Here is a 17,633-nt window from a genome sequence, read left to right as displayed (position 1 = left end):
GCTGGTCATCATTTTTTAACGTAGTTGAGTGTCATGCTGACAGAAAATACCCCGCCTAACCACGCACCAGATGAAGATCCAGCACAGCGCGATGCCCGCGCAGTCAAGCGTTGGTATCCGCTATCATTTCTCATCAAATTGCTGGTACTGATTCTTATCGTACTCGCGATTATGTTTGCGATATTCTTTTATGCAGCAGGCACCGATGCTGGTACCAAGTTTATTTTAGAAAAAATCAGTGCTGAGACGGGTATTGATTTTAAATATGGACGCGGTAACTTGCGTGACGGTATTTGGGTAACTGATATCGATGTCGATGCAACTGAAGACCTTGAGATATTAGTAGACAAAGCCTATGTCAAAATAGGCTGGCGTGCAGTATTTGCAAAAGAAGTGCATCTGAGTGATGCTGATATAAATACCATCGAAATTATCAATAAAAAACCACCTACGGGTGAGCCGTTCGATTATAAAACCTTAAAACTGCCCATTAATTTACGTTTTGACCAAGCAAAAATTAACAAAATCGTTTATAGACAAGTTACCAAAGATCCGGTTGTTATCAATAATATTACAGCTCGTGATCTGACGTGGGTCGGTAGTACCGTGACCGTAGGCCGCGGTGATTTGCAGTATGCTGATATCGTCAAAATAAGTGCGCTACAAGGTGAGATTGATCTACAAGGCGACTATCCATTAGATCTGAGCGCGATAGCTGAAGTCAGTGCGCTTGAAAAAGCATACATTGACCCATTAAATATTAGTGCGACCGGTACACTGAAACGTACTGTTGGTAAGGTGCGTAGTCGCTACAACGATAGTGATGTCAGTGGTGATTTTGTGGTGCAGGGGTTAGATGCAGGCGCACCGTTTGACGCAACATTACAATGGGATGATATTCTGATCCCTTATGCCGACAGCCAAGATATCCGTTTACAAAGCGGTACGGCTACGGCGTCAGGGGTTATCTCCGAAATAAGGTTGCGTATCAATACCGAGCTGACCGCAAAGGACATTCCGTCAGGTCATTATCAAGGGCGCGCGGTCATTGCCGATAGCCAATTGCGCATTGATCGTTTGGAGGCTGATGTCCCAGCGGGGCGTCTGGCGTTACAAGGTATTTTAGGCTGGAGCGACGGCTTTGATGCCACGATACGTGCAACGGGTCGTAATTTTGATATTCGCCGTGCTATCCCTAATGATTATGCTGATTTCAAAGCTTATGCCCCGCAAACACTGAATGGCAGACTATCACTACGCTATCAGCAGCAGAACCTTATGGGCAATACAGAGATCGATGCTGACTTACGCCAGCGAGATGGTGAACATATCAATGCGAATATGGTCCGCGGCAAAACCTCTGCTAAATCTAAGCAGGTGGCGCCTTGGTATATCGATGCCACGTGGCAGAATCTGATCCGCCGCGATGTCCCTAATATCGGTAATATCGACAGTCCTCGTGGTCAGGCAGATGTTATCGTTCGTGGCTCGAATTTATCAGTCGATGCCAATGCAGTTATTAATGAGCTCAACGCTGCGCCTAAGGGTAACTACGACGTGCGCTTACGTAAAGCAGGTGACGTCATTGATATCAATCGACTCAATTACGATGGTATCGTGGGTGATCTATCAGGTACTGGGCAGATCCAGCTTGCAAACCGTAACCGCCCATTGACATGGCAGATCGACGCCAGTACCAAAGGTCTACTGCCTAAAAAATACCGTAGCGACCTACCACTTGAGCGTCTTACAGGGCGCCTAAGTGCTCGTGGCCGATTGCTCAATATCAGCAAAAACGGTGTAAGTGGTCAGCGTCATGTGATTACTTTAAACAATACCGACTTACAGGCGCAGCTTGATGCCACGCAGAACGGCCGTGCTATTGGGCTGACAGGTAGTGGCGATGCCAGTGTTGATATCGTGGGTGGTGAGTTGTCTGTATTTGACGCGCGCTTTGATGGTCAGGTCGATACAGCAGATGTACCAAAAGGTCGTCTCTCAATTGATGCTGCTGGTACACCAAAGCTAATCAGTATTCGCAAGTTAAACTATAACGGTGAAGCTGGTGCAGTCAATGCAAAAGGCGTCATAGATCTACGGAACAATATCGGCTGGAATGTCGACGGCCGCTTTGACAAATTTAATGTAGGGTATTTTTTACCCAACAATCCAGCCATTATCACAGGCAATCTAAAAACCAGCGGTGAGTGGCAAACTCCTGCTAAAAACAATGCGAATGCCGCAGGTAAATTGCAGCGTTTTGCCATTAACTTCGATGGGGTTTTGGATGCTGAGCAATTGCCAGCAGGTAAGCTTAATATTGAAGCCAGCGGCGATAGTCAATTGATTCGTATCAATCGCTTCCGTCATGTAGGGGCAGCAGGTAGTATCAATGCAGAAGGAACAGTCGATGTGCGACAAGGCATTGCCTGGGATATCAATGCAGTCATGGATCGTTTCAACATTGGGTATTTCCTAAAAGACACGCCAAGCCTGATCACGGGTACTATCGATACCGATGGTCGCTGGGGTGATACGCAGCAGACCATCAATATCAATCAAATAAACTTGAGCGGTATGCTAAAAGGTCAACCACTCAGTGCCAAAGGTAGCTTGGCTGCAAAACTGCGCTTGCCAAAAGATGTGGCCAGTTATTTTAAGCGTCTGCAGGCACAGGATGCACAGGCACAATATAAGCAAGTAAATGCTTTAGTGGATAGTTTGAACGCTGATAATCTAGTGCTGCGCTGGGGTGATAACTACGTCACTGCCAATGGCAATGCCAAACAGCTGCAAACCAAAATCAATATCACAAGTTTAGATCAATTGTCTGATAAGCTTGCTGGAAAAGTGACTGGCGGCGCCACATTGGCTCAGCCAACAGGACAGGCGTTACCAACGATTTATATCGACTTGGTCGGTGAACGACTTGCACTACCAGGGTTTATCTTACGTCAGGGCCGTATCCGCGGCAAGCTTGTCAACTTAGCCAATAGTCCCAGTCAGCTCATCGTTACTGCTGAGGGATTAGATGCTGCTGGACAAAGTTTCGATAGTATAAAAGCATCATTTAACGGTACTGAAAAATCTCATGTAGTCGATCTAAACGTCGCCAATAGTAAGTTAGATATTGGGGCCAGACTCAAAGGTGGCTTTGATAGAGATAAGCTCAGCTGGTCAGGGGTTATTGGTAAAGGCCGCGTCAAATCCAAATACGCCACCTTAAACCAATTACAGCCAGCACAGTTGATTGTGAACTTGCCTGATAACCAAAACGGCAACAATACAGACCTAAAGGTACAGTTAGCAGCGCATTGCTGGCAGGCGGCTGACCAAACGGGCAAGCTATGCCTGCGCCAAAAACTGGTCGCTTCACCATCCAATGGTGAAGTCGATGTGGCACTGCAGAATTTAGACACCTCACTATTTTCAGTATTTTTACCAAAAGATATTGATTGGCATGGCAAAATCAACGGTAAAGCCGTTGTCGGCTGGCAACGGGGGCGTCCACCAACCATAAACACAACCCTATACTCAGACAATGGCAAAATCGGCCTGATTCAAGATGGCGATAGCACGCCAATGACCTTGCCTTATAAGCGCGTTTCTCTTATAGCTTTGTCTGTGCCGGAAGGTATTAAGCTGCGTACTGATATCAATACAGGACGCGGTGCCCGTGGCTATGCTGAGGTTGTCGTTGATCCTTACAAAGATCCTAAGCCAATCTCTGGTGCCCTAGTGCTCAACGAGCTTGATTTAGCGATATTAAAGCCTTTCTTCCCGGGTATGCGTGTCCTAAGAGGTAATGTCACGATGGCAGGCGGACTGGGAGGTACTTTGACTAAGCCGCAGTTCTACGGTGATGTAAAACTCTCTGACGGCCGCGTCGCGATGCTTGACTTACCAGTCAATCTAACCAACGTGAATGCCGAAGCAAAAATACGCGGTACGCAAGCGACTATCGATGGGACGTTCAACAGCGGTGATGGTAAAGGTGAATTGTCTGGTACCGTCAACTGGCAGCAAAAGCTTCAGGCCAAATTAAGTATCGTTGGCGAGCGCTTAGTGATCACTCAGCCACCATTATTAGTGGCTGAGATTGATCCTGATATCGATATTATCGTGCGCCCAAGTGATCGCTATGTCGATATCAAAGGCGCTATTAGCGTACCCTCAGCTACCATACGTCCACCAGAAGCCAGTGAAGACATCATCACTCAAACTGAAGATGCCGTCGTATTGGACCGTCGTTTAATTGGTAACATTGATGAAGTATTAGCCATCTCAAAACCATGGTCAATCAACGCTGATATCGGTGTCGATTTGGGTGATGATATTAATTTCCGCGGTTTTGGTGCCGTTATTCCATTAGCAGGTGCGATTAATATCACACAAAGCGGCACAGGTATCATGCGCGCAACAGGTGTCGTACAGGTCTCACGCCGTACCAATATCAATGCCTTTGGTCAGAACTTAGAGCTTAATTATGGTCAAGTACGCTTCAATGGTGATGTGATGAAGCCGATATTGAGTATTGAAGCTGTCAAAACGATCACTGGCAAAACAGTAGGCGTACGTGTGAAAGGCAGTACAGAGAGTCCGAACATCACTGTCTTCAATAATGCAGGACTGACCCAGCAACAAGCAATGAACGCTCTGGTAACAGGACGTATTGATAATAAGAGCGCCACTCAAATCAGTGAGCAAGGATTTAAGTCTCAGGTGACCAATAATCTTGCCGCTGCTGGATTGAGCTTTGGCTTGAGTGGGACACGTGGTCTAACCAACCAAATTGGCCAAGCTTTTGGCCTACAGAGTCTAACGGTCGATGCCTCAGGCAGTAGTGAAGATACTAATGTCAACGTCACTGGTTACGTGACCCCTGATCTGTATATCCGCTATGGAGTGGGCGTGTTCAATGCTCAAAACAGTCTGTCGGTTCGCTATCAGTTGACTCGCCGTATTTACGTAGAAGCGAGTTCAGCGGCAGAAAACGCCGTGGATGTCGTCTACAGTTGGCAGTTTTAATAACGTATCTAAAGGACAGATATTTCACTATTGACGTTAATTAAATCTATTTGAATAATTGCTACCCAACAAAAAACGCCTTGTAATGAAGGCGTTTTTTTATAAGTACAAATAAACGGTACTAAACTATTTGGTCAGGATCAAACGGTTGTTACGAGTTAGGCGTAGTCGATACTCTTCGCCCTCATGTTCGATACGTACTTCTTTGGTCAAAGCAAATAGATGCTGTGATTGTAGAGTCGGCAGACGATTTTCACGGCAGTTTAAATAACGAGAGATAACCATGCTCATGGTGAATTCCTTTTGATAGTAAGTGGCTTAGTAAATTAGCTATATCGTAACTGACTTTAACGATAATAATTATCATTTAGATTAAAGGAATTTGCAAGCAATTGATAAAATAAAATGCAGTTATTATGTAAACTTATCTAATATTAGCGTCACAAACGATAAAGTTCGAAAGTTATGTACGCACATTTGCATGCACAAAAATCTCGTATGCTTGAATCAACTTCATTGATACAGCCGATTCAAACCAAATAATTAAAAATCATCAACAGACATAATAGTAGAGGACAACGCCATGCCAAGCGAATCAAACAGCCCGTCAGCAATAACAAACGTAACCATCGTCAATGTGGCTGTCGCAGTTATACATTACCAAAACCAATATTTGCTTGGGTTCCGAGATGCAGCACAGCATCAAGGCAATCGCTATGAGTTTGTAGGCGGCAAGATAGAGGCGACTGAATCAGCAGAGCAGGCACTAAAACGAGAAGTAGCTGAAGAGACAGGTATCTTAGTTGATGATAATACTATCGTTAAGCTTGGGCGTTTGCACCATGATTATGGTGATAAGCAAGTCAGCTTGCAGGTTTATAAGATTGAGCTGACAGCGCAGCAGTACGAGCAGTATAAGAGCCATGAGTATGGTCTAGAAGGGCAGGCAATAACGTGGGCAGATAAGTCGCGTCTACTGGCAGGCGACTACCCGTTGCCTGCTGCCAACAAAACTATTCTAGAATGGTTGAAGCTACCTACACAAATAGCAATCACTTATCCTTTAGCTGATTTTCATCAGCATACTGATCCAAAAACAGCATGGCTACAATATCATCAAGAAAAACTACCTCCAAAATCTTGGGCATATATTCGCTTGAAGCACAATGGTTCAGAGTCTATAGCCAAGCAGCTAATGGACGCACGTCCAGATCTTCTGGCAATTTTACCGTATAGCAGCGATTATCAATACACTGACACTGACACTGACACTGACACTGACACTGACACTGACACTGAAGTATCAGTAGAAGCTACTCACAAAAAAACCAACGATTCAATCGTCGCTAGGCACTTAACACATTCAGCATTAATGGAATGGCTTACTAATACTCAGGGCGTTATAGCGTCTGAACCGTTACTGCCTGATAACTATTCATTCACTTGCCAGTTGCTCGCTGATCACTCGCTCAATAATTATCCACTCATTGTTAGTTGCCATGATACTGCCAGTATTGATGCTGTCAACAAGCTTGCCAGCGCGCGTATCGAGCAGGGTTTACCTCCAGTCATCGGCATGCTCCTGTCTCCTGTATTAGCGACCCAAACGCATCCTGATACCATACCACTTGGTTGGCAGTCATGGTCATCATTGGCACAGTTGGCTGATATGCCTGTTATCAGCTTAGGCGGATTGGCGCCTTCGATGATTGAACAAGCATTAAACCATGGCGGTCTCAGTATTGCTGGTATCAGTCAGTTTCATTTGTAAAGAATGTAAAAATAAATATAGTTCAACTATCGATATTGTTTGTATAGACTTTGGCTAGATCATCACATGCGACTATTAAAATAAGTAAATGTAGATAACTGATTTTTAAAATATTTATTCAGTAAGTAACTGTGTGGTTATGATGTATTTATAGCAATGCACAAACACATCGTTATTTACAAACCGTTGCGTTTCCCTACATTGGACTACTGTTTTAATCGCCTGACTGCCCTTAATATATATTGCATATCTAAAGTACATTTATTTTTCAGTGATGGATCTACTAACGACGATTCTATAATAATTATAATAAATAAAAGCGTTGGTAGTAGTAAAGCTTGAATATGTTCTCGATTTTATAGCCAATATTCATTTAGAAATTAGATAGATAAATGGAACTAGATAGATGATATACGCAAAGAACTTCAACAGTCACTATTAATAATGGTATCCCTATGAAAACCAACAAGTTACCTAAGTCAGAATGGACTGACACACAGGCAGCTGGTTCTCAATCTCAGCAGTCTATACCGTCTAGCGATTATCGCAGGCACAGTTATGTCACGCAGCAGACCAAAAACGCCAGTAATGACGCTAGCTATAGCCATAAAGACATAAATAATGAACGTTCAGATAATGAGTATTCAGACTACTTAGCAGAAGATAACGTCTTGTCGCATAACTATTCTGGATACAAAAGCGCTGACCAAGATTCCAATGATACAAAAGAGTCAGCCATGAATCGTCAGGTCATAGAACAATTCAATACTGCTAATGGCTACAAACGACCAAAAACACTGAACAAAGATGAGCCGTTGATATCAGGGCTTTTGGATGATCAAATGAGCAACTTAAAAGATAACGTCCCACAGGATGATAACATGTCATCAGCTGATATCGACTCATCGTACAAAGAGATACCGGAGCGCGTGTTTATGAATGGACTTATCAAACATACGGGCATTGCGTTAGCGATTATTATACCGTTAGCGGCGTTTTCAGCCTATGCAGCCACACCACCAGTAGATATGGCAACTACTGAAACGTCTAGTAATGCGATGAGCGAAAAAACCACAACTGACATGTTATCAGTTAAGCCAAGTGATATTATCTATAAGTCTACAAATACACCAACCACAGTAGATAATGTAGATCTAAATTCTTACGCAGGGACATGGTATGAAGTTGGTCGTTTGCCGATGTACTTTCAGCGTAAGTGCGCGGGTGACGTAACCGCAAATTATGCTCAAAATAATGATGGTTCAGGCATTACAGTCACCAATAAATGTGTGGCTGCAGATGGTTCAGATATCGTTGCAGAAGGTCTAGCAAAGCCAGTAGATGATAGTGGTAGTAAACTAAAAGTGACATTCCTACCTAAGTGGATCAGATGGATTCCAGTAGGTCGTGCAGATTATTGGGTGCTGGCACGTGATGAAGACTACAAAACGGCTCTCGTGGGCACACCTGACAAAAAATACTTATGGTTATTGGCACGTTCACCAAATATCAGCCAAGAGACCTATGCTAAGTACCGCCAAATTGCGCAGCAGCAAGGTTACGATTTAAAAGAGTTTACGCTGACGTCACAAACTGATCAAACCGTGAACTTGGTACCATAAAGCTGAATAAGCCACATATCTTCTTCTACAGAGATTTAGATGCAAATTTTTGATATATCATCAACAATTCATATTCAATAGTTAGACTAATTCAAGATAAAGCAGCCGTCCGTGCTGCTTTATTTTTATTGCTATACATCAGAATTAGGATGCTAATACATACTATGTAAACGGTTATCACTGGCAAAATAAGGCGTTTTAGGCTAAAATCGAGGCGATTTGAATACTCTGACGTCAAGAACTGATGTTGATAGTGGTTGATAATCGCATTACAGTCACCACTTAGAGCATACACGACCTATCTCATTTATACTTCTCCGTATTTTATTGACCATACATTACTGACCATAAGGATGTTTCTCGTGAGCAACGCTGATACCTTACGCCAATTACATCAAGACCACTTGAAAAATTACAACAATCAAGAGCAACAAGCCATTGAGCTTATGGGGCTATTGAACAAGCTTTACAATGCGCAAGATGTACAAGTGACTTTGTTTGGTGAAACGCTAGATTCTACCTCAGTCAGTCAGATATTAGCGCTACATCAAAAAGTAGCCCTACGTGACCACGGTGCCAAATCTATCGATATCTCTGATACTTTAGCAATGGTAAAAGTTATCTCAGAAAATACTGATATCCAAGCCACTCGTATCGATGTTGGACAACTGATCGCTAACGATACTGACTTACAAACTGCTTTACAGTCTATCAACAATGCTGGCGCTACAAATGGCGCGACAGATGTTGTGCTGTATGGTTTTGGTCGTATTGGTCGTATCTTGACTCGACTATTACTGTCACAAGCCTCAAGTGCAAAAGGCTTACAATTAAAAGCCATCGTTGTGCGTCCAGCTGCTGCTGGTGACTTGGCTAAGCGTATTTCATTGCTTGAACGTGATTCAATCCATGGTAGATTCTTAGGCGGCATTAGTATTGATGACGACAATAACGGCATGATTGTGAATGGCCGTTTTGTACAAGTTATCTATGCTAAAGACCCAAGCGAGATTGACTATACTGCTTATGGTATTGATGATGCATTAGTTATCGATAACACAGGTATCTGGAAAGACGAAGCTGGTCTTGGTAAGCATATGCAAGCGACAGGCGTGAAAAAGGTCTTATTAACAGCACCTGCTGGCGGTGATATCAAAAACGTCGTTTATGGCGTGAACAACGATACCGTTGGCGACGATACTATCGTTAGTGCTGCGAGCTGTACGACCAATGCGATTACGCCAACGCTAAACGTACTAAACGATGAGTACGGTATCGAAAATGGTCACGTAGAGACTATTCACTCATTTACCAACGATCAAAACTTGGTTGATAACTACCATAAAGCAGATCGCCGTGGTCGTAGTGCTGTCATGAATATGGTTATTACCAGCACAGGTGCAGCAAAAGCAGTTGGTAAAGCATTGCCAGAATTGAATGGCAAGCTAACTGGTAACGCGATCCGTGTACCAACGCCAAATGTCAGCTTAGCTATTTTGAACTTGAACTTAAAAAATGCACCAGCAAATGCTGAAGCTTTAAATGAGTTCTTACGTAAAATGGCTAACAGCAGCACGTGGCAGTCGCAAATCGCTTATACAGACTCTACAGAAGCAGTATCGACAGATTTTGTGGGTACAACTCACGTTGGTATTGTTGATGCGCAAGCGACTATCCTAACTGACAACCAAGCTATCGTATATGTTTGGTATGATAATGAAGTAGGTTACAGCACTCAGGTACTACGTCTCGCGACACAAATGGCAGGAATCAGCTACGCTCAAATTCCAGCATAGTGTACTGAACACAATAGAGCAATGACATGCTATTAATCATATCGAAGTCGTATTTACTTTAGATCAGCGTTATTTAATAGTTATGCGCTCGTCGATACCACTTTGAATAGATTGATATGACTTTAACTGTCATACTTAGACACCCGATAGTCCGATTGATTATCGGGTGTTATTGTCATAATGGGCGTTGAGTAATAGATGCTTGTCTAGTTTTCATTATGACGTAATAGTCTAGCAAAACCCAAAATACAGCCGTTGGTTGTTACCAGTTTATACACTGGATTGTGAATTAAGGAACGTAGAATGCGATTTATTGATGAAGCCGTCGTAACGGTAAAAGCAGGTGACGGTGGTAACGGAATCGCCAGTTTTCGCCGAGAAAAATATGTCCCGCGCGGTGGTCCTGATGGTGGTGATGGTGGCAAGGGTGGAGATGTGTATGTCATTGCAGAAGACAACACCAATACCCTAGTTGACTATCGTTACACACGTCGTCATGACGCCATGAGAGCAGAAAATGGTCATAGTAGAAACTGTTCAGGTAAGGGGTCAGATGATCTTTATTTACCTGTACCAGTTGGCACGACGGTCGTTGATACTGAAACCGATGAAGTATTGGGTGATTTGATTGAAATTGGTCAGACGTTGCTGATTGCCAAAGGTGGTGACGGTGGTCTGGGTAATACGCATTTTAAGAGCTCTACCAACCAAGCGCCGCGTAAAGCCACTTCAGGTTTTGAAGGTGAGCTAAAGGTTCTTAAGTTTGAGCTAAAAGTAGTGGCTGATGTGGGTCTGATTGGTTTGCCTAATGCAGGTAAGTCTACCTTTATCCGTCAGGTTTCTGCTGCCAGACCAAAAGTTGCTGACTATCCTTTTACCACGCTAGTTCCTAACCTCGGTGTGGTTGATATCGGTCGTCATCGTTCGTTTGTGATGGCTGACATTCCTGGTCTAATTGAAGGCGCATCAGAAGGCGCAGGACTTGGCATTCGTTTCTTAAAGCATGTTGCGCGTACCCGTCGTCTATTGCATTTGGTTGATGTAAAGCCAGTCGATGGTAGTGATCCGGTCGAGAATGCCCGCGTTATCTTAAATGAGCTTGAGCGTTTTTCGCCCGAATTGGCTAATCTACCGCAGATTTTGGTATTGAACAAAATTGACCAAGTGGCTGAAGAAGAGCTGAATGAGCTATGTACGCATATCGTAGCAGAACTGGGCTGGACAGGCATTGTATTCCGCACAGCAACCTTAACGGGTGAAGGCGTCGATGCAGTCAAATATCACTTAATGAATGAGATCGAACGTGAGCGTGAGCGCGAGATAGAAGATCCTATCTTTGCTGACGCACAAAAAGAGCGTTTTGAGCGACTAGAAGCAGAAGTACGTCTAAATACTGAAGCACAGCGTGAAGCATACCGTGCAGCCAAAAAAGCGGCACGTGAAGGTTTAGATTTGTCTGATGACGACGATGACGACGATGGTGTTGAAGTAATGTACGTTCCTTAAGCTAGTATGCTTGAGCTGATATACTTGAATGATTAAATTAATCCCTCTAATCAATTTATGTGAGAAAAAGGAGTTTATATGGCAGGTGACATCGCAAATACGACCGAAGAAGCAAGGTTTATTAAACAAGATCGCAACTTTGATATTCAGCGCGTTATTGTCAAGATTGGCTCGTCGTTACTGACTAACAATGGTCGGGGGCTGGATCGTACTGCCATATATGAGTGGGCAAAGCAAATTGCTCGCTTACACAAAAAAGGCGTAGAGGTGTTGCTGGTGTCATCAGGAGCCGTTGCCGAAGGTGTGGTACGTATGGATCTCGAGGAGCGTCCCAAAAAACTGGCTGCACTACAAGCTTGTGCGTCTATCGGTCAGATGGGTTTGATCGAAACGTGGTGGTCAGCTCTGATTCAGCATGGTATTCAAAGCTCGCAGCTTCTATTAACGCACGATGATTTGTCCAATCGTAGCCGTTATCTCAACACCACAAGTGCGCTGACGCAACTATTAGAATGGCGTGTACTGCCCGTTATCAACGAAAATGATACCATCACTATTGATGAAATCAAATTCGGTGATAATGATACGTTGGGTGCCATGGCAGCGGCGATGATCAATGCAGACTTGTACATTATTTTAACGGATCAAGATGGGGTATTTACTGATAACCCACGTGACAACCCCAATGCCAAAATGATCCGTCAAGAGCGTGCGATGGCTGATTATTTATTTGACATAGCAGGTGACGGTGGCAAGCTCGGACGCGGTGGTATGTTGACCAAAATCCGTGCGGGTCGTCTGGCTGCGATGGGCGGTTGCCCAACTGTTATCGTGAGCGGTGCGATTGATGATGTGATCACTCGTGTGGTGTCAGGTGAGGCGGTAGGCACATTGCTGACTACCAATGACGAAGACAAAATCATTGCACGTAAACAGTGGCTTGCAGCTCATTTGCGCATGGCAGGAAGTCTGATGGTTGATGCTGGCGCTGCCAACGCGCTCACTGAACACAATAGAAGTCTATTGCCTGTTGGCGTGGTAGATGTGCGTGGCGACTTCGATGAAGGCGACGTCGTAGAAATCACCCATCAAGATACTGGCGAGCGTATTGCAGTGGGACAGGTGAATTTTTCATCGAATGATGCACGCCGCGTCGCTCGTGAGCGTACTGAACAGTTCGATAAGATCTTTGGCAACAATGAAGAACGCGTGGTTATGGTACATCGTGATAATCTTGCACTCACCGTATAGTGCATAAGTTGTGTAGCCGCCTTTACTTTATCTAGCGTCTCTAAGTTTTAGGTACGCTAGATATTAGGTGCGTTAGATGAATTTATCAGCTACAAATAGGTGGTAAGTTTTTCTTAACCTCAGTTGATGTGGTTCATACGCTATAACCGTTTATTATTTTATTCAATCTATTTTATCCAATACAGCATCCGTTAACGATTATGGATATTGTGTTACTTTGGAGATTTGTACATGAGTGCTTTAGACAATAGTGACTCGATTCAGCAGCAGTTTGCCCCTTTAAAAAATGACAGACTGCTCCGCGCATTGCGCTTTGAACCCATCGATACCACGCCAGTTTGGATGATGCGTCAAGCTGGTCGTTATCTACCAGAGTACAAAGCCACTCGTGCTGAAGCAGGCGACTTTATGAGTCTGTGCAAAGATACAGATCGAGCTACTGAAGTGACGCTCCAGCCATTACGTCGTTTTGATCTAGATGCTGCTATTTTATTTAGTGATATTTTGACCATTCCTGATGCTATGGGATTGGGTCTTTATTTTGAAACGGGTGAAGGTCCTAAGTTCAAACACCCGATTCGTGAACAGGCAGATCTTGATAGATTGCCGGTACTTGAACCTAATGATTCTCTTGACTATGTGATGCGCGCCGTCACAAGTATCCGTAAAGCATTGAATGGTCAAGTACCATTGTTTGGGTTTTCAGGCAGCCCGTGGACGCTAGCTACGTATATGATTGAAGGCGGAAGCTCAAAAGATTACCGCTATACAAAAGGTTTTTTGTACAGTAATCCTGGTTTTTTACATCAATTATTGGATAAGCTTGCTACCTCGGTTATCGATTACCTAGATGCACAAATCGTTGCCGGTGCTCAGATTGTACAAATATTTGACAGTTGGGGCGGCGCACTTGGCCATCGTCAGTTTATTGAGTTTTCGCACGTTTACAACAAACGCATCGTCACTGAACTGAAGCTGCGTCACCCGCAAGTACCAGTAGTATTGTTTACTAAAGGTGGCGGGTTATGGCTTGATACTCAGGCTGATAGTGAGGCTGATGTGCTAGGTCTAGACTGGACGATGCCACTTGACCGTGCGCGTCAAGTATTGACTGAAAGCCAGCGCCAATTGACCAAAAAACATAAAAAGCTGCAAAGTAGCAAAGCCATTCAAGGTAATTTAGATCCAGCAACACTATATGGATCACCAGCGACTATTCGTGCTGAGGTGAATGCGATGCTTGATCGTGCTTATGCAGATGGCGAAAAGACAGGCTATATAGCAAACTTAGGTCATGGCATTACTCAATGGGTCAATCCTGACAATGCCAAAGTCTTTGTCGATGCAGTACACGACTATAAAATCTAAAATTGGGCTTACTCTTGTATGGCTAGATGAGCCATGTAAGAACCTATTGGTATTGTCTAGTAATTTTGAATAAAAGAGAGTGTTTTATGATTTCAGCAGCTATTGTTGGTGGTACAGGCTATACAGGTATCGAGCTCATTCGCTTATTGTCTGCTCACCCTGAGGTTTCTATTGATTTGCTTACCTCGCGTAGCGAAGCTGGCACTCGTGCTGATGAAATATTTCCAAGTTTGCGCGGTATCTCTGACATCGTGTTCAGTGATTTGGGTGATAACACGCTGAGTGCACTAAAAGAGTGTGATGTTGTGTTTTTTGCAACGCCACATGGTGTAGCGATGAAGCAAGCTGAAGCGCTCACGCAAGCTGGCGTAAAAGTTATTGATTTGGCTGCTGACTTTCGTTTGCAATCATTGACTGAGTTTGAGCACTGGTACAAACAGTCTCACGCCTGTCCTGAGCTGTTGAAGACAGCGGTTTATGGATTGCCTGAAATCAATCGTGATAAGCTTGCCAGTGCATTGTTAGTAGGTAATCCTGGCTGTTATCCAACCACTGCAATCTTGGGACTAAAACCAATCATCGAAGCACAAAATGAACAAACAAAAAGGTTGATTGAGTCTCGTATCGTAATTGATGCCAAATCTGGAGTATCTGGTGCTGGTCGCCAAGCATCGCTTGCACTCAACTATGCTGAGACAACCGATAACTTCAAAGCCTATAGCGTTGAAGGTCATCGCCATTTACCTGAGATAGAGCAGGGTGTTGCACAGTTATTGGGTAGTCAGTTTGACCACCGTATCCGTTTCTTACCGCATCTGGTACCGATGATACGTGGCATGCTCAGCTCGATTCATATGGAATTGACTGATGAGGGCGTGGCTATTGATTGGCAGCAAACGTTTGAAGACAGCTACGCCTTAGAAAGTTTCGTTGATGTCATGCCAAAAGGTATTTATCCAGACACACGCAGTGTGCGTGCTAGTAATCGTTTGCGCATTGCGATACACCAAGACAATGAGCGCGCCGAATTGACGGTTATTGTCGTACAAGATAATTTGGTAAAAGGTGCAGCAGGACAGGCCGTTCAAAATATGAATGTGATGTTTGGATTTGATGAGACAATGGGACTAAATTTTGCGCCTATTGTTCCTTAATACTGACTTTGTTGCGTTTAAGTCATTCATATTTATGATACTAGGTATTGATTATAAATTCCGCTATAATGACTTGCCCTTACTTTTAAGAGATACCCTCTAGATGCGTACTAAGCTTGAACTACGCTTTTTCTCGAAGTCAGCACACTTATCGTGTCAAGAACCTGTTCTATCTGATTTGGGATACAAAATGCATTCCAATCAAGATGATAATGGTTTTGAACAGCATGTCGGGAGCAATCAACGCGGCGCATCTACGCTAGTACTGGCATTGTTCGTGGTAGCCGTATTAGTAACAGCTGTGGTTGGATTAGTATTTGGTCATAAGCTTGGCTATCAGCGCGGCTTTCACTCGATGGAAACACAAGCTAAACAAGCAATTATCGATGGTACTGAAGCGACAGCAGCACTTGAGGACTTGCGTCTCAGTAACAAGATAGCGATGAATCAGGCGGCAACTGCCAAGCAAGAATTGGCCATAAGCTTAGCGAACCTCAACGAGCTGCGTGAAAACCAGCAAGCGTTGACAGTAGAAAACAGACAAGTCACACAGCTCAATGAATTATATGCTGATGTCATTAGTGATAAAGGCGGTATGCCACTGCAAGTATTAGGCGCCAAGATTGAGCCACTACCCGAAAATGCTTTTGAGTATGGTTTTGACATCGGGATGCTTAGCAGCGATGGTCAGGCCAAGCGTCTTAGACCAACGTTGACACTGCTCAACAATGATGACCTTGTAGAAGTGCCCCTAGATCCTGCAAGCTATGCTATTGAAGGTATTGTCCGTATACGTGGTCGCTTTGTGATGCCATCAGGTTTCAAGCCTTTACAAGCAAAGCTTAGCTTGCAAGCAGGTGGGCAAGAGGTGGAACAACTGTATGATTGGAGACTCGGCGATAGAGTTGATAACATGTTACCATCACTTTTAGATTTGCCAGAAGTCGATGAAAGTCCTATTTCGCAATAGGGACGTGTCCTAATAAACATCTAATAGCGATGATATAGCCAAAAGCAAAGTAGAACGATTATAGTCATAGAAAGTAGAGCGACTATAGTTAGTAATTATATTTTGCATCATGGTTCACCGCCTGCCTTTATAACTTCTTTTATTTTAAACTTACCTTATAATTATACTTTGATTATGATGAAAAAAATGATATCACAAGACATGCCAACAACTGCTGATTGGCACTTTCCACATATACCTGCGTATCGTGCACAAGATGGCGATACCGATGATGAAACATCACCGCAAGCAGATGTATTGGTCGCAGAACCAGAAGTCGCTAAACCACCAATGTATGCAGTGGTTATGTACAATGACAACTATACGCCAATGGAATTCGTTGTTTATATTTTACAGTCAGAGTTTCGCCATACCATGGATTCTGCGGTTGAGATTATGTTGACGATTCATAACAGTAGCAAAGGCATTGCTGGCATTTACCCCAAGGATATTGCTGAGACCAAAGCCAAAAAAGTAAATAGCTTAGCGCACCGTGAAGGTTATCCGTTGCTGACACAGATTGAACCTCATCAAGGTGAATAAGCTTTTATATCTCGTTTTGTTATCAGTATTTGCCTTACCATGCCGAATTTTTTAACATATATAAATGGCTCACTATTACAGTGAGCTTGATCACTTATCTTCCCAACATCTGCTTTTCTTTCAATACTTATTTTTCTAATTACTTCGTTTCAAATCTTCATTGTATTAACCATATTAGTGAGCAGCCACGTCGCTATGATAGACTTGATTTTTTCATAATATATCCTTATATATTAAAGTGTATCTATAAATAGCTTTGAATTCGATACTATTATGATAGCTGCTTTGTTGGCTACAGAGCTATTTAGCATAGTCATTTGGCATAGTACTCAAATAATCCTTTCGATATTAATACCCCTAATAGTCCATTCATCTTTTATCTGCTCAAAATTTTGAGTGTCAGTCGTTGCTGCTTAGCCTTTTAACACTTACTTTTTGTATGCTTTGATACACTTTAGTCTGCGTTAATAGATTGACTCCGTCCAAATATCGTGTTGATATAAAGACAAGCGACTATGAATTATCACAATCACTGCTAACTGGTAGATAGGTTAAGCATTCGTAAAACAATCGTTATCACAAACA

General features: G+C 43.3%; 11 protein-coding genes. 10 read left to right on the top strand and 1 reads right to left on the bottom strand.

From position 1 onward, the window contains the following. Nucleotides 1-33: 33 nt before the first annotated feature. Complete coding sequence (locus AC5JP1_RS05965; RefSeq protein ID WP_493843515.1) at nt 34-5,028, top strand: translocation/assembly module TamB domain-containing protein; 4,995 nt, start codon at nt 34-36, stop codon at nt 5,026-5,028. Nucleotides 5,029-5,154: 126 nt separating this feature from the next. On the opposite strand, the gene hemP is transcribed toward AC5JP1_RS05965, so the two are convergent. After that, on the bottom strand, nt 5,155-5,313 hold the full coding sequence (gene hemP, locus AC5JP1_RS05960) for a hemin uptake protein HemP (RefSeq protein WP_227672156.1): 159 nt from the start codon (nt 5,311-5,313) through the stop codon (nt 5,155-5,157). Nucleotides 5,314-5,611: 298 nt separating this feature from the next. Between hemP and AC5JP1_RS05955 the strand changes: the two genes are divergently transcribed. The 9 genes from AC5JP1_RS05955 to AC5JP1_RS05915 all read left to right on the top strand — a co-directional run bounded on the left by AC5JP1_RS05955 (nt 5,612) and on the right by AC5JP1_RS05915 (nt 17,048). Beyond that, on the top strand, nt 5,612-6,799 hold the full coding sequence (locus AC5JP1_RS05955; protein WP_493843514.1) for an NUDIX domain-containing protein: 1,188 nt from the start codon (nt 5,612-5,614) through the stop codon (nt 6,797-6,799). Between the two features lie 455 nt (nt 6,800-7,254). Beyond that, nucleotides 7,255-8,421 (top strand): lipocalin family protein, encoded by a 1,167-nt coding sequence (locus tag AC5JP1_RS05950; RefSeq protein WP_493843513.1) that lies wholly within the window; start codon nt 7,255-7,257, stop codon nt 8,419-8,421. 353 nt (nt 8,422-8,774) lie between these two features. Beyond that, nucleotides 8,775-10,217, top strand: coding sequence for a glyceraldehyde-3-phosphate dehydrogenase (locus AC5JP1_RS05945; RefSeq protein ID WP_493843512.1), 1,443 nt, complete (start codon nt 8,775-8,777; stop codon nt 10,215-10,217). Between the two features lie 303 nt (nt 10,218-10,520). Continuing rightward, nucleotides 10,521-11,723, top strand: a complete 1,203-nt coding sequence (gene cgtA, locus AC5JP1_RS05940; RefSeq protein WP_443524536.1) for an Obg family GTPase CgtA — start codon at nt 10,521-10,523, stop codon at nt 11,721-11,723. 78 nt (nt 11,724-11,801) lie between these two features. Further along, a complete protein-coding gene (proB, locus tag AC5JP1_RS05935) occupies nt 11,802-12,974 on the top strand; it encodes a glutamate 5-kinase (protein ID WP_443524535.1) in 1,173 nt (390 codons plus the stop codon). 231 nt (nt 12,975-13,205) lie between these two features. Next, the gene (gene hemE, locus AC5JP1_RS05930; RefSeq protein WP_493843511.1) at nt 13,206-14,342 is read left to right on the top strand and encodes a uroporphyrinogen decarboxylase; all 1,137 of its coding nucleotides are present in this window, start codon (nt 13,206-13,208) and stop codon (nt 14,340-14,342) included. An 86-nt stretch (nt 14,343-14,428) separates the two neighbouring features. Continuing rightward, nucleotides 14,429-15,496: an N-acetyl-gamma-glutamyl-phosphate reductase gene (gene argC, locus AC5JP1_RS05925; protein ID WP_493843510.1), complete on the top strand. Its 1,068-nt coding sequence runs from the start codon at nt 14,429-14,431 to the stop codon at nt 15,494-15,496. 190 nt (nt 15,497-15,686) lie between these two features. After that, nucleotides 15,687-16,466, top strand: coding sequence for a hypothetical protein (locus AC5JP1_RS05920; RefSeq protein ID WP_493843509.1), 780 nt, complete (start codon nt 15,687-15,689; stop codon nt 16,464-16,466). Between the two features lie 201 nt (nt 16,467-16,667). Beyond that, the gene (locus tag AC5JP1_RS05915) at nt 16,668-17,048 is read left to right on the top strand and encodes an ATP-dependent Clp protease adaptor ClpS (RefSeq protein ID WP_493843508.1); all 381 of its coding nucleotides are present in this window, start codon (nt 16,668-16,670) and stop codon (nt 17,046-17,048) included. Nucleotides 17,049-17,633: the final 585 nt, after the last annotated feature.

Source organism: Psychrobacter sp. H29 (assembly GCF_059073055.1).
The sequence above is the reverse complement of the archived record's forward strand: the minus strand, read 5'-3'. Positions and strand labels throughout refer to the sequence as shown.